Here is a 20,175-nt window from a genome sequence, read left to right as displayed (position 1 = left end):
AATCAGCTTTCTTTCATAACATAACCCATTCCAATAACTGTGTGAATCAATTTGTTTTCGGTGGTTGAATCAATTTTCTTTCGAAGATAATTTACATAAACATCTACAACATTGGTTCCCATGTCAAAGTTGACTCCCCAAACGGTGTCTAAAATTTCTCCGCGAGAAAGTACTTTGTTTCTGTTTTGTAAAAAGTTGAGTAGTAGTTTGAATTCCGTTGTAGTTAACGAAATTACTTCGCCACCACGAGTAACTGTTTTACTATAATCGTTTAAAATTAAATCGTCGATTTTATAGATATAATCCTCTTGGATTTCCGGTGAAGGGTTATAGCTTTCTGTTCTGCGAAGCAATGTTTTTATCCGTGCCAAAAGTTCAATAAACTTGAAAGGTTTTACCAAATAATCATCGGCTCCAGATTCTAAACCCAAAACAATATTTTCAGCAGTTCCCAAAGCGGTCAAAAAAAGAATTGGAATTTGTATATCTGTCTTTCGGATTTCTCTACAAACATCCAAACCGTTCATCTCAGGCAACATTATGTCCAAAATGATTATGTCAAATTGATTGTTTTGTTGAAGTAAAAGTCCGGTTTTTCCATCTAAAGCAACAGAAACTTCATAACCTTCTTCGGTCAATCCTTTTTTAATAAATGATACAACATGGGCTTCGTCTTCAACTAATAAAATCTTTTTCATTTATGCTTTTTTGAACTGAAAAATTCGAGGGTTCAATTTACAAAAAAAATAAGTAGTAGAAAAAATAAGGATTTTTTAACTGAAAATTTTTCCTGAAGAATGATCTCTCTTTGCTCCGGTTACACTACAAAGCACATTGACTTCATTGCGTAATTTCAACACGCCAAGTAATCCGAAAATTAAGGCTTCTTTGAATTCTAATGTTTTGGTATTCGGAATAATAAGATGCATTTTTGATAAATGATTTTGCATTCTTTCCAATAAAAAAATGTGATAAGCTCCACCGCCGGTAATTAAAATTTTGCCTTCTTTTTTTGGTAAAGCTGAAGCAATTTGCATGGCGATATGTTCCACAAAAGTGTGCAATTTATCTTCAATTGAAATGGAATAATTTTCAATTAAAGGTAGAATTGTAGCATTTACAAACTCAATTCCGAGTGATTTTGGATATTTTTTTTGATAAAAATCGAGGTTATTTAATTCAGTTAATAAAGCAGAATTTACTTTTCCGGAACGAGCAATTTCGCCTTTATCATCATAATCTAATTGGATTTGATTGGCATAAAAATTCAAAACAGTATTTACAGGAGAAATGTCAAACGCAATTCGCTTTCCGTTTTCTTCAAATGAAATATTCGAAAATCCGCCTAAATTCAAACAAAAATCATATTCAGAAAATAATAATCGATCGCCAATCGGAACTAGCGGAGCACCTTGTCCGCCTAATTCTACATCTTGAACTCTAAAATCGCAGACAACTTTTTTATGTATAATTTCTGCAATTTTAGGTAAGTTTCCAATTTGTAAAGTAATGCCATTTTGAGGTTGATGCAAAATAGTGTGACCATGACTACAAACCACATCAATTTCATTTAAACCATTGCTTTCAATAAACTGTTTAATAGTTTTACCTAAATAACTAGTGTAATCTTGATTGACTTTTTCTAACTCTTTTTCAGAAAAATTAACCGCATTTTTCAATTTGTTCAACCATTCCAGGCTGTAAGGAATCGTTTGGCAAGTCGCAATTTCGTAATTCCATTTTCTATTTTCTACAGTAAAATAAAGGTGAGCTAAATCAATTCCGTCGAGCGAAGTGCCACTCATCACACCAACAACCTGATAGGAATCTTTAAACATGGGCTAAAATTACGAAATCGTTTGAGAATTAAACTTAATTATTCTATTTTTGCGTTCAAATTTAAGAAACAATCAAACACTATTTTTTTAATTATGGATTTTAATCTAACCGAAGAGCATTTAATGATTCAGCAAGCGGCTCGTGATTTTGCTCAACAAGAATTATTACCTGGAGTTATTGAAAGAGATGAACATTCAAAATTTCCAACCGAGCAAGTGAAAATGATGGCTGAATTAGGCTTCATGGGAATGATGGTTGATCCAAAATACGGCGGAGCAGGTTTAGACAGCGTTTCCTATGTTTTGGCGATGACAGAAATTGCAAAAGTTGATGCTTCGGCGGCGGTAATTATGTCGGTAAACAACTCCTTAGTTTGTGCCGGAATGGAGAAATATTGTAGCGAAGAACAAAAGATGAAATATTTGGTTCCGTTGGCCAAAGGTGAAGTAATCGGTGCTTTTTGTTTATCAGAACCTGAAGCCGGAAGTGACGCCACTTCTCAAAAAACAACGGCTATTGATAAAGGTGATTATTATCTTTTGAATGGAACAAAAAATTGGATAACCAATGGAGCAACTGCTTCAACTTATTTAGTTATCGCTCAAACCGATGTTGAAAAAGGTCACAAAGGTATCAATGCTTTTATAGTTGAAAAGGGGTGGGCCGGATTTGAAATTGGTCCAAAAGAAAAGAAAATGGGTATCCGCGGAAGCGACACACATTCGTTAATGTTTAATGACGTGAAAGTGCCAAAAGAAAATAGAATTGGTGCCGATGGTTTCGGATTTTCGTTTGCAATGAATGTATTAAACGGAGGAAGAATCGGAATTGCATCGCAAGCATTAGGAATTGCAACCGGAGCTTATGAATTGGCTTTGAAATATTCACACGAAAGAAAAGCATTTGGAAAAGAAATCTTTAAACACCAAGCCATAGCTTTTAAATTGGCTGATATGTATGTGAAAGTAACAGCAGCAAAATTATTAGTAATGAAAGCAGCTTGCGAAAAAGATGAAGGAAAAGACATCGCTCATTCTGGTGCAATGGCAAAATTATACGCTTCCGAAATTGCTTTGGAAGTAGCCAATGAAGCCGTTCAAATTCACGGTGGAAACGGTTATGTAGCCGAATATCACGTAGAAAGAATGATGAGGGATTCTAAAATTACTCAAATTTATGAAGGAACTTCAGAGATTCAACGTATTGTGATTTCGAGAGGATTGGTTTAAAAAAATTAGTTGTTAGTAATTTTGAACAAACATTGGAAGTAACTAAAAAAGATGTTGAAAATCTAATTGAAGTACGGAAGCAAAACACTTTCCTTAACCATTTATGGAATGTTTTTTCGCGTGATATGAGTTCAAAAGGCGAAATCAAGATAAATGAAATAAAAGTTTGGAAACAAAATATGTGGAATGTAACTTTCTACCCAATTTTCACTTTTACATTTAATGATAAAAATCATCTGACAAAAATAAAAGATGAATTAAATCCGATTGCTAAAACATTCATCGCAATTTTATTTCTCGCAATTTTTTATATAATTATTCCAGAAAATCTATCTGATTTTAACTTTAATTTGAGATCGCTAACGATACTCATAACAATTATATTTCTTATAATTTGGTTATCTAGAGTGGTTTACAAGTATGAAAAAAATAATCAACTGAAAGAAATATTTGAAATTTTAGATATTGAGGTTGAAGATGAAGACGCTGAAAAAGAATGGTCTCTTAAAAACATCTTCATAAGAATATTAACTTATCCTTTTTCATTTTTTGTAATAGCAATTAGTGTTTGGAGTTTTTTTAATGATGGTATAGAAGGGATGATTCGTGGTTTTTTTGGAATTGTAATTTGTGCAATTTATTTATATTCAGATATTAAAATGATTGTACGAGCGAAAAAAACTATAGGCAATAGAATTTCTAACAAAAGGCAAAGTTAGTTCATATCTTATGAGAGGTAAATGAATCAAAATTCTTTGTAAAATGAAAGAAAAGAGATGAACTTTTTACTATACAATTCACATAAATCACAAATCAATATATTTAAAACCCTTTAAGTGCTTTCTTAAAGGGTTTTTTGTATTTTTATCGCAAAACCAATTCTATGAATTCTATTAAATACATTTCAATTTCAGGATTATTTTCAATGCTTTTTGTTTTACCCATTTTTTCGCAATCTGCTTCTGTGGCGGTTTCAGAAAAAATGGTTTATAGTGTGAGTAAAGATTCTGTTTCAACACGATTAGAATACCTTACCTCCGATTTGTTGGAAGGAAGATATACCGGAACCAAAGGAGGAGAATTAGCGGCTGTTCATTTAGAAAATTATTTTAAGAGTTTGTCGATTTCACCCTATTTTGAATCGTATCGTGACAAACTTTCTAATTTTGAAAAATCAGCTTACAACATTGTTGGGTTTTTGGAAGGAACAGATCCAAAATTAAAAGACGAATTCATCATTTTTAGTGCTCATTATGATCATATCGGTATAATTGATAAAAAAGTTGAAAAGGATTCCATTGCAAACGGAGCTAATGATAATGCTACAGGATGTTTAGCAGTGGCAGAAATTGCTCGCTATTTTTCATCCCAAAAAAACAATAAACGAAGTATTCTATTTGTCTTTTTTTCGGGTGAAGAAAAAGGGTTGTTAGGTTCAAGACATTTGGCAGCAAAGTTAAAAAGTGAAAATTTTAATTTGTATAGTATGCTGAATTTTGAAATGATTGGAGTGCCAATGAAACGTGATTTTTTAACCTACATCACTGGTTATAATAAATCAAATATGGCAGAAAAATTGAATGAATATGCCGGAAAAAAGACAGTTGGATTTTTACAAGCGGAATTACATTACAGATTATTTATGGCTTCCGATAATTTTCCGTTTTTCTTAGAGTTTAATGTTCCGGCTCAAACGGTTAGTACTTTTGACTTTGAAAATTATGAATATTATCATCATGTTTCAGATGATTTTAGCCAAATGAATACTGAATTTATGACCGATTATATTCAGGAAATGTTGCCGATTGTGACTAAAATGGTCAATGCTTCAGAAAAAGAAATTGTTTTAAAAAAATAAAGAAATTGAAAAATATCATCATCACCGGAACTTCTCGCGGAATTGGATTTGAATTAGCATTACAATTTGCCAATGAAGGTCATCAAGTGTTGGCCATTTCACGAAAAACAGTAAAAGAACTAATCGAACATCCAAATATAACTTGTTTAGTAGTTGATTTATCAGAAGAGAGCGGATTGAATTTAATAACAGAATTCATTTCGCAGACTTGGAAAAATGTAGATGTACTCATTCACAATGCCGGTTGTTTGGTGCTAAAACCATTTTTACAATTAACACAAGCCGATTTTGAAATGGTTTACAAAGTAAATGTTTTTGGTGTTGCCAATTTAACTCGAATTTGTTTGCCGTTTTTGAAAAAGGGAAGCCATGTGGTATCGATTAGTTCGATGGGCGGTGTTCAAGGAAGTTCAAAGTTTGCCGGTTTAGCCGCTTATTCTTCCAGTAAAGGAGCAGTTATCACTTTGTCGGAATTGTTGGCAGAAGAATATAAAGAAGAAGGAATTTCGTTTAATGCGTTGGCTTTAGGAGCCGTTCAAACCGAAATGTTGCACGAAGCTTTTCCGGGATATCAAGCACCACTTTCTGCCAAAGAAATGGCCGATTATATTTATGATTTTTCGTTAAACGGAAATAAATATTATAATGGGAAAGTGTTGCAGGTAAGTTCATCCACGCCGTAATTATTTCAACAACTAAATGAGCGAAGTCCTCTTAAAATATCTTCCCGAGCATGCGGTAGAATCGGTTTTTGAGTTAATCAAAACCAATTCAGTTCATTTAAAAATTGTAAACGAACGGGTGACACGTCATGGAGATTATAGAAGACATCCATCAGGAAAACATCAAATCACGGTGAATGCTAATTTGAATAAATACCGTTTTTTGATTACGTTGGTTCATGAAATTGCTCATTTAGCTGCTTTTGAAAAATATGGCAGAAACATCAAACCACACGGAAATGAGTGGAAAATTACCTTTCAACGGTTGATGATTCCGTTTATTCGACCGGAGATTTTTCCGAATTCGGTTTTGCCATTAATAGCCAATCATTTTAGAAATCCAACCGCCAGTAGCGATACTGATGCACGATTGGCTTTTGCGTTGAAACAATTTGATGAACGAAAACCCGATATTCATTTTATTCACGAAGTGCCTTCCGGAAGTTATTTCAGAATTAAGAACGGGAAAGTTTTTCAAAAAAAAGGACTTCGGGTCAAACGCTATGAATGTCTCGAAGTACAAACCGGAAAGTTATATTTGTTTAATGCGAATGCTGAAGTGGAGATTATTCCGGGATAATTAATTAATAACGATTTATGATTTTAAAATTACTCAAAAACAAATCTTATTTCTTTTTGCTTTTAGCTTCAATTTTGTTTTTGGTATTGTCTTATATAGGTGATAAAAATGAAATATTAGATATAAATGTTCATGACACTTATTATATCATTTCTCGTCAACATAGTTTTATTTTATTATGTCTTATTTTTTCAACAACAGGATTATTTTATTTTGTGTTTGATTTTTTTAAAATTAAATTCGTTTCTATTCTTTCCTTAGTTCATGTTTATGGTTCATTGATTTTCATAGGATTATTTTTTTACTATTTGCATTTGGTTAATTCGGTAGAAGATTTTCCGCTTTTTGATTCAATTGATTATAATTTTAGAATTATAGTTTCATTATTATTTTTTGCAGGCTTGCAATTGTTATTTGTTTTCAATCTTTTTATTTCAATCATTAAAAAACTCAGCAACTTAGCTACTCAGTAACTCCGCAACTTTACTATATTTGTAACAACTAAAAACTCAGTAACTCAGAGTCTCAGCAACTCAGCAACTCATAAAATGAACAAAAATTACTATGCAATATTAATGGCCGGTGGAGTTGGCTCACGTTTTTGGCCGGTTTCTACAACAGATTTTCCTAAACAATTTCACGATATGTTAGGATCGGGTGAGACGTTGATTCAAAAAACATTCAGTCGTTTATCAAAATTAATTCCAACCGAAAATATATTGATTTTAACCAATGAAAAATACAATGATTTGGTTCTTACTCAATTGCCAATGGTAAAACAAGAGCAAGTTTTATTGGAACCGGCGATGCGAAACACAGCTCCTTGTATTTTATATGCTTCGCTAAAAATTCAAAAAATGAATCCCGATGCTGTGATGGTTGTAGCTCCAAGTGATCACTGGGTTGAAGATGAAACAGCATTTATCGCAAATTTGCAACAATGTTTTGATTATTGTCAACACGAAAATGCGTTGATGACATTAGGAATTCAACCTACTTTTCCAAATACTGGTTTTGGTTACATAGAATTTGATAAAGCAGACTCAAATTCCATTAAAAAAGTAAATCAATTCCGTGAAAAACCAAATTACGAAACAGCAAAATCTTTTTTAGAAAGTGGTAATTTCCTTTGGAATGGCGGAATTTTCATCTGGTCTGTTAAATCAATTACAGAAGCTTTTTCCACTTTTCAGCCTCAAATGAATCAATTGTTTTTGGAAGGTTTTGAAACATACAATACATCAAATGAAAAAGAGTTTATCAATCAAAAGTATGCTTTAGCGGAAGATATTTCAATTGATTATGCCATTTTAGAAAAGGCTAAAAATGTGTATGTTTTACCCGCCACTTTCGATTGGAATGATTTAGGAACGTGGGGTTCATTACATGAAAAATTAGAGAAAGACGGTAAAAATAATGCGGTTTTAAATGCAACTCTAATTTCAGAAAATACTTCAAATAATATTATTCGTACCGAAAATAAAAAATTAGTAATCATAGATGGTTTAAATGACTATATTGTGGTGGATCAAGGCGATGTTTTGTTAATCTACCCTAAAAATAAAGAACAAGATATCAAGAGAATCGTTAGTTCACTTCCATAATTAAAAACATAAATTTCATGAAAGATGATACGCCAAATACACCTATAAAAACGTTGTGGTTAAATTTTAAAATTTTATTAAAGTCAACTTTAGACATCCGTGAGGATACCAATCACGAATCTACGATTGAAGAAGTAAAAGCAGGAATTTCCATCAAAGGTCAAGGTGCATGGGTATTAATTTTCTCCATTTTAATTGCATCGGCAGGTTTAAACACAAGTTCAGCAGCCGTAGTAATTGGAGCGATGTTAATTTCTCCTTTGATGGGGCCAATTGTTGGAATTGGATTGTCTTTAGGAATCAACGATGTTGATTTAATGCGAAAAGCCATTAAGAACTTCGGAATAATGGTTGTTTTGGCTTTATTTACTTCTTTTTTGTTTTTTAGTATACCAATTTTCCAAGATGAAACACCGGAATTAATAGCCAGAACTTATCCTGACGTTCGTGATGTTATCATTGCTTTTGCCGGAGGTTTGGCTTTAATTGTAGCATTAAGTAGAAGAAACAAACAAATTAATACTATAGCAGGTGTTGCCATTGCAACTGCTTTGATGCCACCGCTTTGTACAGCAGGTTATGGTTTAGCAACAGGTAAGTGGATGTTTTTTGGAGGAGCATTATTCTTATTTGCGATTAATACAATTTTTATAGCATTAGCGACTTTTATCATTGTAAAATCGTTGAAGTTTCCGATGAAGGAATATTTGAATTCTTCTAAACGAAAACGAATTTCGCAAGTCCTTTATTTTATCGCATTTTTGATTTTAGCACCAAGTATTTATATGTTTTACGGATTATATAAAAAATCAGATTTTGAACGAAAAGTGAATCTGATTTTAAGTGAATTTAGAGAAAATAATGATGTGATTCTCTTAAATCAACAAATCAGTTATAACGATAAAACAGTTGCTTTTGCCACAGTTGGAAAATCTGTAACTATTTCATTAGTAAATAAATGGAAGGAAAAATTAGAAAAACAAGGGTATGGTGGAGTTGAATTTGAAATAGCTCAAAGTGTTGAAAATTTAGAAACACAAACGATGTTGGAAAAATTGGAATCTACCTATTATACTTCACAACAAAATTTGAATAATAAAGAGGAAATAATTGTTCGACAAGAAAAAGAACTTTTACTTTTACAAAAGCAATTATATTTAAGTGAAAAAAGTAAAGTTCCATTCGATCAAATTGCGAATGAAATTAAAATAAATTACACAAACGTTGAAGAGATTGCTTTTTCTAAATTGATTAAGACGAATTTTAAAAAAATGGATACGTTACCAATCATTTATTTAAAATGGAGCAAGTCAACTAGTGAAAGAAATAAGACAAATGACGAAGCTAAGATTCAAAAATGGTTGCGATTAAAACTACAAACAGATAAATTAGAAATTGAAAGACTAAATTAGCGAAAATGATTTTTTTAATTGGTATAGATTTTACTTTACCCCTAAAGAACCCAGTATTATTGTTTTCATTAATACTATTCATTATTTTATTTGCTCCAATTTTATTAAACAAATTAAGAATTCCGCACCTTATCGGATTAATTATTGCCGGAGCTATCATTGGACCAAATGGTTTCAATTTGATTGCTCGCGACATGAGTATCATTTTATTTGGAACCGTTGGTTTACAGTACATTATGTTTCTAGCGGGATTGGAAATCGATTTAGCAGAATTTAAAAAAAATAGTGGTAAAAGTTTGGTTTTCGGGTTGCTTACCTTTTCTATTCCTATGACAATTGGAACATTAGCCGGTTATTATGTCTTAGGATTTTCAATTGCAACCTCGGTTTTACTAGCCAGTATGTTTGCCTCTCACACTTTGATTGCCTATCCGATTGTTAGTAAATTGGGTGTTGCCAAAAACCGAGCAGTAAATGTAACTGTAGGAGGAACGATGATTACCGATACGCTTGCCCTTTTGGTGTTAGCCGTTATTGCCGGAATGCAAGTAGGTGAAATTAATCAAGAGTTTTGGATTCGTTTAGGGGTTTCCGTAATCGTTTTTGGTTTAGTTGTGATGCTAATTTTTCCAATTATTGGTCGATGGTTTTTTAAGCGATTTGATGATAATATTTCGCAATACATCTTTGTGTTAGCAATGGTTTTTTTAGGATGCACACTAGCGGAATTAGCCGGAATTGAAGCAATTATTGGAGCTTTCTTAGCCGGATTAGCATTGAATAGATTAATTCCACATACTTCGCCTTTAATGAATCGAATTGAATTTGTGGGGAATGCTTTGTTTATTCCTTTCTTTCTTATTGGAGTTGGAATGTTGATTGATTATAAAGCTTTTATTAAAGATTGGAACACGTTGCAGGTTGCCGGAATCATGACAGCATGTGCAATTATCGGTAAATATTTACCGGCTTGGATAACCCAAAAGATATTTGGGTATACTCGCGATGAAAGACGACTGATTTTCGGTTTAAGTAATGCTCAAGCAGCGGCTACACTTGCTGCTGTTTTGGTTGGTTTTAATATTATAATTGGTTATGATAGTGTTCCGGAGTATAATGAAGTTCATTTAAAAAGTAATAAATTATCAACAGAAGACAATTCACAATTATTATTTCAAAATTTAGAAAAAGGAGAAATCCCAAAAATTGGTTCTGATGCTTTAATGCAAAATTTACCGGCTGACGGAACTTATAAGTTAACAGATAAAACAGAAATGGTTTTTGTCGAAGGGAAATTAGTAGATATTAAAATGCCTAACCGACTCTTGAATGAAAATGTTTTGAATGGTACCATTTTAATGATTTTGATTACGTGTACCATTGCATCATTTGTAGCTCAAAAAGGGGCTTACAACATTGCATTAATGGATGATGATTCTGACGAACAAGAAGAAGGAAAACCTACAGATGGTGATGAACGTATTCTTATTCCGATGAAAAATATTGACACCGTTGAAGAATTGATTCAATTGGCAGTTACTATGAAATCTAAGAAAAACAAAACAGGTTTGTTTGCATTAAATGTCATAAATAATAACTCATCTTCATTATCCAAAGAATCAAAAGCAAAAAAAATTGTAGACAAGGCTGCAGTGGTTGCTTCTGCTACAGACAATAGATTAAACATGTTGATGCGATATGATTTGAATATTTTAAACGGAATTACAAGTGTGGTTAGAGAACAAAAAATATCAGACATCATTCTTGGTCAAACAGAAAGCTTAGGTTCTACCGATAGCTTGTATGGTCCATTAACAGATGGTGTTTTGAATAAATGTAACGCTACAACTTTCATATATAAATCAGTACAACCCATAGCTACAATAAAACGTCATTTGGTTATTATTCCTGAACGAGCAGAGCGTGAAATCGGATTTCCGTTTTGGTTGTTAAAAATTTGGAATTTAGGAAAAAATACAGGCTCAAAAATTATATTTTATGCAAGTGAGACAACTATAAATCTAATCAAAGATGTCCACTCAAAGCATCCTGTTGATGCTGATTTCAATATTTTTACTGACTGGGAAGACTTTTTGATTTTGTCTAGAAATTTAAATAAAGACGATGCTTTTGTGGTAATCATGAGTCGCAAACCAAATTTATCATACAACGCGACAATGCAAAATATTCCGGGTTACATGAATAAATATTTTAACAAGAACAATGTAATTCTTATTTATCCCCTTCAAACAGGAATTGAAGGTTCAACTCGTATTGATTTAAAAAACCCCGGAGCATTGGATACTTTTACAGAAAATTTAGAGCGTTTGGACGATGTTAGAAAATTAATTGGAAAATTGTTTAAAAAGAAATAGTGAATTATCTGATAATTTTGTTATTTTTGAGATTATCTATTTTTAATGAAATTTCAACATTTCTTTATTGTTCTTTTTATTTTTTTGTCAAACAATAGTTTTGCACAGATTGGTAATTTTACATTTCAGGTTAACGCAACAAATGAAACATGCTTAGGAAATGGGACGTTAAGTTTTAGTGTTTCCGAAACTACTCCGGGAGCAACTATGAGTTATGCCGTATTTTTGCTGCCCAATTTAACTACACCAATAGCTATTTTGCAAACTCCATCTTTAACGGGATTAAATGCAGGAAATTATAGAGTTATTGCTACACAATCGTTAGGTTCAGAGTCTGGTTCTCAACAAGTTGATATTACAATTCAAAACTTGATTCAATCGCTAACTTACACATTACAATCAGTAAAGGAAAATTGTGGATTTGATGGTAAAATTACTGTAAATGTAATAAATGGGAATGCTGTTTTATACGAAATATTTGCAGGACCTATAATTATTGCTCCTCAAGCTTCAAATGTTTTCACCAATTTAACCGCCGGACTTTATCAAATTAGAGTTTTTGATGCTTGTGGTGATGCAATTGTACAAACGTTTACATTACAAGCCAATAATTTAGCAATCATCATAGACCCGGTAGGCTTTCCAAATACTGTTTTGCCTTCTTGTAACACAATAACAGTAAGTAATTTTTATGGTGCGGTAACCAATAGTATAATTTCATATCCAGTGCAAGTTGAATATACAATTTTTCCTCCGGGAGGTGGCACTCCAATAGTTATAAATGATGTAATTCCTAATGGGCTATTTACTGGAACTATAACTAACAATATTCCATTTTTTAATGGCCAAACCTATACCTATATAATTAAATTTACGGATAGTTGCGGTAATGTCTTTACAAGAAATAATACTGTAAACAAAGCAATGGAAATAATTGTAAACACCACTGAAGTTGGTTGTTTGGGTATGGTTTTAAGATTGTCACCCAACAATTATTTATCTCCATATACAGTCTCATTTATTCAAGCTCCCAGTGGGTTTAATCCAACTCAGGCAAATTTGTCACACCCTGGTCCTTTTAGCGATGATTTTGTATATTATGGTAGTGGCTCTAATCCAATTCCTTACGGTCTTTATGAAGTTTTAATTACTGATTTTTGTGGTACTACAAAAACTGTTATTGTTGAAGTTTTTTCAGAATCTTTACCGCCAAATATAATTACTAATGTTGAATGTGAAATAACAGATCAAAGTTTCATTCAAATAGCAGCAATTCCTCCTACAACTATTGTAGATGTCACTTTGCTTGTAGCACCTTCCTCTTATCCAAACACGGTTCCGGAAAATTTATCTGCTTATATTGTTGATGGTATTTTTAAATTAGATGAAAATGTATTTCTAGGGTTATATGTTTTTGAAGTGTTAGACAGTTGTGGCGTTACACATTTTTTATCGAGTGATGTGCAACTTGAAAACGTTTTTGAATATGAATTTGCTCAAAGACCCGGTTGCGAAATTGGATTTGGAGGAATTCGTTTGTTAGCTGAAAATGAAGTTATTGGAGTCATTTTAGCTAATGCACCGGCTACATTTCAAGGGACGCTCCCCTTAAACTTGTCATCAAATGTAAATGCAGCAAATATTTTTAATTTTGGTACAGTTCCGGCAGGAGATTATACTTTTGTATTTGAGTATTTGTGTAATGATGTTCATTTATTTAGCACCGAAATAATTACAATTGAAGGCTATCAAATAACTACAAATGAAATGTCACTATTTGAAAATTGTGGCTCTTTTGATTTGCAATTTCAACATGTTAGTAATGGAAATTTACTTCAAGCTTTTTGGTTGCAAAAACAAAATACAACAACCGGTCAATGGGGACATCCAATAACTGGGGTTGCTTATCCACAAAATACAGTGCCAACTTCATCAAATTCTATCTTTTTAAATGTAAATTCGTTAAATCTCAATATAGCAGCTACTGGGAATTTTAGAATCTTGAAACGCTTTCAAACTTTTAATTTAAGTGGGGCCACACAAGAATGTATTGCTGTTTTGCATGAATTTGAGTTTATTGATGGTCCAAGGATTATAGATGTAAAGAGTTTTTTATGTTCAAATGGAAACCTAGACACTTTTGTCATTGCAGAAGGTGTGCCACCTTTAACATACAGGATAACTGAAAAAAACGGTGTACCATTTGTAATTAATAACAACACTTCAAATTTGTTTTTAAATTTAGAGCCTGCAATTTATAATTTTCAAGTTCAAGACAATTGCGGAAATATTGTAAATAGCTTATATGAAATAACCCCTTTGTCTCCTCTTGTAATTTCAGTAACTGAATTATGTGATGGTCAGAATGGATTAATGTCTGTTCCAAATTATCCTTTCTTTACATATCAGTGGTATAAAACGTCGACTCCAACACAAATTTTGAGTTCTTCCAATCAATTATTTTTTACGCCTTTTGATTCAGCCATACATTCCGGAGACTATGTGGTCAGTATTTCGTCACAAAATCAAAATTCATGTAGTAATCAATTATTGACGATTACTTTAGATCCAAATTCCGGGGCACCAAATGCAGGACAGAATGCAAATGTTTCTTTTTGTCAAAGCAATCAAAACATCAATCTGTTTTCATTGTTTTCTTCCAATTATGATTCAAATGGTGTATGGACAGATTTGTCAGATTCAGGAGCTTTAAGCGGTTCAAATGTGGACACATCTCTACTAACACCTGGAATTTATCAATTTCAATATACGGTTTTTGGTTTTTGTAATCAATCAAGTCAATCTATAATTACAATTCAAATTAATGCGATTCCTTCTTTACCTGTTATTACATCAACGACACCAATATGTGAAGGAGATCAAATCCAATTAACAACTCCAACCATCAACAACGCAACTTATCATTGGTTTGGTCCAAATGGATATGAATCTAACCTACAAAATCCAATAATTACTAATTCAACTTTATTAGATGAAGGGAATTATTTTTTATATGTTTCTGTAAATGGCTGTGATTCTGAAATAGCTTCAATAGTTATAGAAATAAATCCTACGCCTGTTTTCGATATTTCTGGAGACAATTTATTATGTAACAATCAGAGTTCACTATTAACCATTAATCCAATAAATTTTACGATTGAAGAATCCGATTATAATTGGTATTTAAATGGTGTCTTTATTTCTTCAGAATCAACCGGAACTTTAGAAATTTTTGAACCGGGAATCTACTCAGTAGAAGCAAACTTAGGTGATTGTGTAGTTTCGGAAACGTTTACAGTAGAAGAACGAATTATTGATATTCCCATTAATGTTGAAATAGTTTGTATTAATAATCGCAAAACAATTACACTACTCAACGCAGCTGATTTAACGGATTATACAATAAGTTGGACAGGTCCTGATGGATTTACCTCACAAGAAGCTATTTTAGATATTACCGGATTGAGTCCTGGAAATTATGAAATAACAGTTACTGATAATCTAGGATGTAGCTCTAATTCAAGTTTTGAAATTGATTCTACCAATTGCAAAATCCCAAAAGGTGTTTCTCCAAATGGTGATGGTGCGAATGATACCTTTGATCTTTCCGATTTTGATGTCTTAAAAGTAAAAATCTTTAATAGATATGGAATGTTGATGTATGAAATGAATAACTATGTGAATCAGTGGCACGGTCAGGATTATAATGGGAATTTATTGCCAACAGCAACCTATTATTATTTAATTCATTTTGTAGACGGCAGTCACAAAACCGGCTGGGTTTATTTAATTCGAGAAAATTAAATTAGTCATTACCGTGTTCTTTGTTTTGTGCTTTTCTGATTTTTTTGAATAAATTAGAAGAATAGACAAAGTCAACAATAGCTTCATTATCCGTTTTAAAGATGTCTTTTTTTGTTCCTTCCCAAGCAAGAATTCCTTCTTTGAGAAAGATGATTTTTTCACCAATTTCCATAACAGAATTCATGTCGTGAGAATTAATTACAGTGGTGATATCATATTCTTCTGTAATTTCTTTAATCAAATTATCAATAACAATAGCTGTTTTTGGATCTAATCCCGAATTGGGTTCATCACAAAACAAATATTTTGGTTTGTTTACAATCGCTCTTGCAATGGCCACTCTTTTTTGCATTCCCCCTGAAATTTCAGAAGGTTTCTTTTTATGAGCATCTACTAAATTCACTCTTTTCAAAACAAAATCAACACGTTCCTGAATTTCTTTTGGAGTTTGTTTGGTAAACATTTTCAGTGGGAAACCTACATTTTCTTCCACAGTCATGCTGTCAAATAACGCACTTCCTTGAAAAACCATTCCAATTTCTGTGCGTAATTCTCTTTTTTCATCAGCCGTTAAATCAGAATAAATTCTGCCATCAAAAGAAATTGTTCCGGTATCCGGATAATGTATTCCCAATAAAGTTTTTAGCAATACCGTTTTTCCCGAACCACTCTGTCCAATTATTAAATTGGTTTTTCCGGTTTCAAAAACGGTAGAAATACCTTTTAAAACTTTTGTATCGCCAAATGATTTCTCTATGTTTTTAATTTCTATCATTTGCTTAACAATAATTGGGTTAAAATATAATTGGCTAAAATGATTGAAACGGATGTCCAAACAAAAGAAACGGTACTTGCTTTACCAACCTCAAGAGCACCACCTTTCATGAAATAGCCGTGATAAGAAGGGATTGTGGCTAAGAGTAAAGCAAAAATCATAGTTTTTATAAAGGCATAAGCAATATGAAAGGGTATAAAATCCATTTGTAATCCTTGAATAAACTCGTCACTACTGGTAAATCCGCCATAAACGCCAGCCATCCAACCTCCTAAAATTCCTAAAAACATGCTAATTCCGATAACAAAAGGATATAATAAAAGGGCAATTATTTTTGGGAAAACTAGATAATTTAATGAGTTCACACCCATTACTTCCAATGCGTCAATTTGTTCTGTAACTCGCATGGTTCCAATGCTAGATGTGATAAATGAACCAACTTTTCCGGCCATAATAATGGATATAAATGTTGGAGCAAATTCTAAAATAACCGATTGTCTCGTTGCAAAACCAATAAGGTTTCTGGGGATAAGTGGATTGGTTAAGTTTAATGCAGTTTGAATGGAAACAACACCACCCACAAAAAAGGAAATAAAAGCTACAATACCCAAAGAACCAATGATTAAATCGTCAACTTCTTTAAATATTAAGTTCTTCATCGCACTCCATTTGAGTGGTTTGTTGAAGACTTCTTTTAGCATCAGGAAATATTTTCCTATGTGAGTAAGCATTTTTAGCATAAAGCAAAAATAGGAAAAAGATTCGGTTTTGAGTTTTAGTTTTTTTTGTTTTATGAAACTAGTTAACTAAATAGAAATGGTGTGATTAGAAAACTTTAGATTTCATTTTCTTCCAACGATATTTCCGAATAAATTTGGCTTGTTTTGGTGTTACTAAAAGTGGTTTTTTAGCAATTTTAGCTTTCCAAAAGCCTTGAAGATAATCAAAAAACAAGAACGGTTTTTTCTTAAGTAGAGCTAATTTCAACGAAGCAATAGTAGTAATCCAAAATCCATAACCTAACGAATAAAAAGCTTCGCCTTGCTTAAATCTTGAGGCTTGGTTGTAATTGGCTCCGGTTGGTTTGAGGTGTTTTACTTTTAATGTTTCATCCGTTACCACTTTCCAATTATAAAATTTACATAACAATTCATCAACAGTATCCCAACCCATGGCCGGTTTTAAACCGCCAATTTGTTCAAAACAGGCTTTTCGGTAGGCTTTAAAAGCTCCTCTAATATGGTCTTTATCAGTGAGATTTTCCAAAATCCATTCGTTATTTTTTTGGATGTAAGCAAAACCGCCTACCATCCCAATTTGTTCATCCGATTGAAAATGTTTGCTGATTGTTTCAAAATAATTCGGAGGAAAAATTAAATCAGCATCAGCTTTAACAATAAAATCGTAATTGTCATCAACTGTTTCTAATCCTTTTTGAAATGCTTGAATGACTTTACTTCCGGGAAGATGAATAGCCTCAGAAGTTGCATTGACTAAAGAAATAAACGAATATTTTTCTGTAAATGATTGTGTAATTTCTTCCGTTTTATCTGTCGAACCATCATTAACCACCACCACTTTGGAAGGCAAAAAACTTTGTTCCACTAGCGACTGTAAAGTGAGGGAAATAAATTTTTCTTCGTTGTAGGTTGGGATGATTATATAATACTTCATTTTCTGAAAACTACAATTTTTGAAATTGAATTTTTAAATTGATATTGTTATTGTCGAACTGCATAAACCAAATAATACCTATCTGTAAAATACCTTAATATAGGACGGAAACCAATTTTGTTAGTAGGATGTGTAAATTTTACACTATCCACAATTTTAAATCCGGTTTTTTCTAAAAGCCAATCCAGTTGCCAATCTTCAAATTCATGGTAATGTCTGTCCCATTTGTCTGTTTTGCTTCGATATGCAGAAGAAAACCAAAGTCGTAGCGGGATAGAAATGAATAATTTGTCGCTTTTTACGTTTTGTAAAACGGTATAAGGATTGAGCAAATGTTCGAAAATTTCGAAAGCGGTTACAACAGTATAGTGTTCTTTTTGGAGTGTTGATTGGTCATTGTCTAAATCTTCTCCACCAGTATTTTTGACCGAATAACCATTTTTAATCATAATTTTAGAAAATGGATTTTCTACTCCTAAATCAAGAATGGTTTCTGATTTTGAAAGGTGTTTTTCAAGAAATTCAAGTGTAATTTTGAATCGTTTGTTAGGAAATGTTTTTTCGTACATGAAAAAGTAATTGATTCACAAATTTACTTCTTTCTTTCAACTTCTAACTTCCATCTTCCACTTTTTTAAACTTGATATACAATCGCATTAATATTCATTCCGGCTCCAACTGAGGCAAAAATAATTACATCGCCTTTGTTGAGTTTTTGATTTTCAATTTGACCTTTCATTATTGAATCATATAAAGTAGGAACCGTCGCCACACTTGAATTTCCTAGTTTATGAATGCTCATAGGCATAATTCCCTCAGGAGGTGTAAGTTTAAAATGGCGGTAAAACCTTTGAATTATGGCTTCATCCATTTTTTCATTGGCTTGATGAATTAATATTTTTTTGACTTGTGAAATAGGAATTCCACTGTTTTCTAAGCATTCTTTCATTGCTAAAGGCACTTGACTCAAGGCAAATTCGTAAATTTTTCGACCGTGCATTTTAATATAACGAACATCCGGATGGTGCTGGTCGTTGAACGATTTTCCAAAAAATAAATAATAGGCTTCATCATAAGCATAAGTGGCCGTTTCATGGGCTAGAATTCCGCCTGCTTCATCAGTAGCTTCTATGATTGTTGCACCGGCACCATCAGAATAAATCATAGAATCTCTGTCGTGCATATCTACAACGCGAGATAAGGTTTCGGCTCCAATAACCAAACATTTTTTTGCCATTCCGGCTTTAATGAAAGCTTGTGCTTGTATAACACCTTCAACCCAACCCGGGCAACCAAACAACATATCGTAGGCTACACATTTTGGATTTTTGATGCGTAAATTGAATTTAACTCGAGTAGCTAAACTTGGCAACAAATCGGCTTGGAGAGCTCCTTTTTTTACATCACCAAAATTATGAGCAAAAATGATATAATCCAATGTTTCAGGGTCAATCTTAGCATCTTCAATCGCTTTTTGTGCTGCAATAGTAGCAATGTCAGACGTGTTTAAATCGTCAGTAACATAACGTCTTTCTTCAATTCCGGTGATGTCTCTGAATTTTTCGGCAATAATATCATTCGGTTGCGGAAAAGGAGTTCCGTCATCATTAAGAAAAACATGTTTTGCAAAGTCTGAGTTGGTTACAACTTCGGAAGGAATATAACTTCCAGATCCTGTTATTTTGATATTCATAAATTTTAAATCAAATTCTTAACGAAATTATCAATTATTATCTATGTAAATTTAATTATAAGCAATAAATAAAATAGAATTGTGAAATATTTAAATTTAAGGTTTAAATAGTAATAAACTCGTATTTTTTAGCCTTTTTTTTGAGCAATTTTTATCTGCATAACGGTTGCAATACTTAAAGCTTGGGTTTTAATTTGTTCTGCTTTTTGTCCTTTAAAGTTTTCATCAACAGCATTGTTAAAATGATTCAACCAAATTTTAAATAATTCTGGCGACAAATATTCTTTTTCATTCACATCCAAATGTATTTGAGTCAGGTTTTTGGAATAACCACCGGTTCCTAAAACCCCTTGTGACCAAAATGTGACTAATATTGGTAAATGTTCCTCTAGTTTTATTTTTACAACATCTGTAAAAATGTAACTAATAGAATCATCAGCGAGTAGTTTTTTGTAAAATTCATCTACTAACAAATATAAATCTTCTTGGGTTTGGATGTCGGGCATTTTTTTTGGTAATAGGTAATAGGTAATTGGTCTTTGGTAAAAGTAAAAAAGTTTAAAGAAGTAATGAAACAACTTTAAACTTTTTCTCAACTTTTACATTTAAA

18 protein-coding genes are annotated in these 20,175 nt (G+C 32.4%); 10 read left to right on the top strand and 8 right to left on the bottom strand.

The features are described from left to right. Positions 1-2: 2 nt before the first annotated feature. Positions 3-698, bottom strand: a complete 696-nt coding sequence (locus IEV15_RS11805) for a response regulator transcription factor (protein WP_188362734.1) — start codon at positions 696-698, stop codon at positions 3-5. Between the two features lie 75 nt (positions 699-773). Beyond that, positions 774-1,838, bottom strand: coding sequence for an anhydro-N-acetylmuramic acid kinase (locus tag IEV15_RS11800; RefSeq protein ID WP_188362733.1), 1,065 nt, complete (start codon positions 1,836-1,838; stop codon positions 774-776). Between the two features lie 93 nt (positions 1,839-1,931). Here IEV15_RS11800 and IEV15_RS11795 point away from each other — a divergent pair, with 93 nt between their 5' ends. The 10 genes from IEV15_RS11795 (at position 1,932) to IEV15_RS11750 (ending at position 15,423) form a co-directional block, all read left to right on the top strand. Then, a complete protein-coding gene (locus tag IEV15_RS11795; RefSeq protein ID WP_188362732.1) occupies positions 1,932-3,068 on the top strand; it encodes an acyl-CoA dehydrogenase family protein in 1,137 nt (378 codons plus the stop codon). Between the two features lie 32 nt (positions 3,069-3,100). Continuing rightward, positions 3,101-3,787: a hypothetical protein gene (locus IEV15_RS11790; protein ID WP_188362731.1), complete on the top strand. Its 687-nt coding sequence runs from the start codon at positions 3,101-3,103 to the stop codon at positions 3,785-3,787. Between the two features lie 164 nt (positions 3,788-3,951). Beyond that, positions 3,952-4,926, top strand: coding sequence for a M20/M25/M40 family metallo-hydrolase (locus tag IEV15_RS11785; protein ID WP_188362730.1), 975 nt, complete (start codon positions 3,952-3,954; stop codon positions 4,924-4,926). A gap of 5 nt (positions 4,927-4,931) precedes the next feature. Continuing rightward, positions 4,932-5,609 (top strand): SDR family NAD(P)-dependent oxidoreductase, encoded by a 678-nt coding sequence (locus tag IEV15_RS11780; protein WP_188362729.1) that lies wholly within the window; start codon positions 4,932-4,934, stop codon positions 5,607-5,609. Positions 5,610-5,625: 16 nt separating this feature from the next. Continuing rightward, the gene (locus IEV15_RS11775) at positions 5,626-6,228 is read left to right on the top strand and encodes a SprT-like domain-containing protein (RefSeq protein WP_188362728.1); all 603 of its coding nucleotides are present in this window, start codon (positions 5,626-5,628) and stop codon (positions 6,226-6,228) included. Between the two features lie 17 nt (positions 6,229-6,245). Further along, positions 6,246-6,701 (top strand): hypothetical protein, encoded by a 456-nt coding sequence (locus tag IEV15_RS11770; RefSeq protein WP_188362727.1) that lies wholly within the window; start codon positions 6,246-6,248, stop codon positions 6,699-6,701. A gap of 75 nt (positions 6,702-6,776) precedes the next feature. Then, positions 6,777-7,832, top strand: coding sequence for a mannose-1-phosphate guanylyltransferase (locus IEV15_RS11765; protein ID WP_188362726.1), 1,056 nt, complete (start codon positions 6,777-6,779; stop codon positions 7,830-7,832). A 17-nt stretch (positions 7,833-7,849) separates the two neighbouring features. Beyond that, on the top strand, positions 7,850-9,244 hold the full coding sequence (locus IEV15_RS11760; RefSeq protein ID WP_188362725.1) for a DUF389 domain-containing protein: 1,395 nt from the start codon (positions 7,850-7,852) through the stop codon (positions 9,242-9,244). Positions 9,245-9,249: 5 nt separating this feature from the next. Then, positions 9,250-11,619: a cation:proton antiporter gene (locus tag IEV15_RS11755; RefSeq protein ID WP_188362724.1), complete on the top strand. Its 2,370-nt coding sequence runs from the start codon at positions 9,250-9,252 to the stop codon at positions 11,617-11,619. Positions 11,620-11,664: 45 nt separating this feature from the next. Continuing rightward, positions 11,665-15,423 (top strand): T9SS type B sorting domain-containing protein, encoded by a 3,759-nt coding sequence (locus IEV15_RS11750; RefSeq protein WP_188362723.1) that lies wholly within the window; start codon positions 11,665-11,667, stop codon positions 15,421-15,423. Position 15,424: 1 nt separating this feature from the next. Here IEV15_RS11750 and IEV15_RS11745 read toward each other — a convergent pair whose 3' ends face one another. The 6 genes from IEV15_RS11745 to IEV15_RS11720 form a co-directional block, all read right to left on the bottom strand. After that, positions 15,425-16,198, bottom strand: a complete 774-nt coding sequence (locus IEV15_RS11745; protein WP_188362722.1) for an ABC transporter ATP-binding protein — start codon at positions 16,196-16,198, stop codon at positions 15,425-15,427. Then, positions 16,195-16,938, bottom strand: coding sequence for an MlaE family ABC transporter permease (locus IEV15_RS11740; protein WP_188362721.1), 744 nt, complete (start codon positions 16,936-16,938; stop codon positions 16,195-16,197). Before IEV15_RS11740 ends, IEV15_RS11745 begins: the two co-directional genes overlap by 4 nt. A gap of 85 nt (positions 16,939-17,023) precedes the next feature. Beyond that, a complete protein-coding gene (locus IEV15_RS11735) occupies positions 17,024-17,872 on the bottom strand; it encodes a glycosyltransferase family 2 protein (RefSeq protein WP_188362720.1) in 849 nt (282 codons plus the stop codon). 47 nt (positions 17,873-17,919) lie between these two features. Beyond that, a complete protein-coding gene (locus IEV15_RS11730) occupies positions 17,920-18,441 on the bottom strand; it encodes a methyltransferase domain-containing protein (protein WP_188362719.1) in 522 nt (173 codons plus the stop codon). Positions 18,442-18,506: 65 nt separating this feature from the next. After that, positions 18,507-19,565 carry a 3-oxoacyl-ACP synthase III family protein gene (locus tag IEV15_RS11725; protein ID WP_188362718.1) on the bottom strand — a complete coding sequence of 353 codons (1,059 nt, stop codon included), beginning with the start codon at positions 19,563-19,565 and terminating at the stop codon, positions 18,507-18,509. 128 nt (positions 19,566-19,693) lie between these two features. After that, complete coding sequence (locus tag IEV15_RS11720) at positions 19,694-20,071, bottom strand: group III truncated hemoglobin (protein ID WP_188362717.1); 378 nt, start codon at positions 20,069-20,071, stop codon at positions 19,694-19,696. Between the last annotated feature and the right edge of the window lie 104 nt (positions 20,072-20,175).

It is taken from the genome of Flavobacterium orientale (assembly GCF_014638005.1).
Classification (GTDB): domain Bacteria; phylum Bacteroidota; class Bacteroidia; order Flavobacteriales; family Flavobacteriaceae; genus Flavobacterium; species Flavobacterium orientale.
The sequence above is the reverse complement of the archived record's forward strand: the minus strand, read 5'-3'. Positions and strand labels throughout refer to the sequence as shown.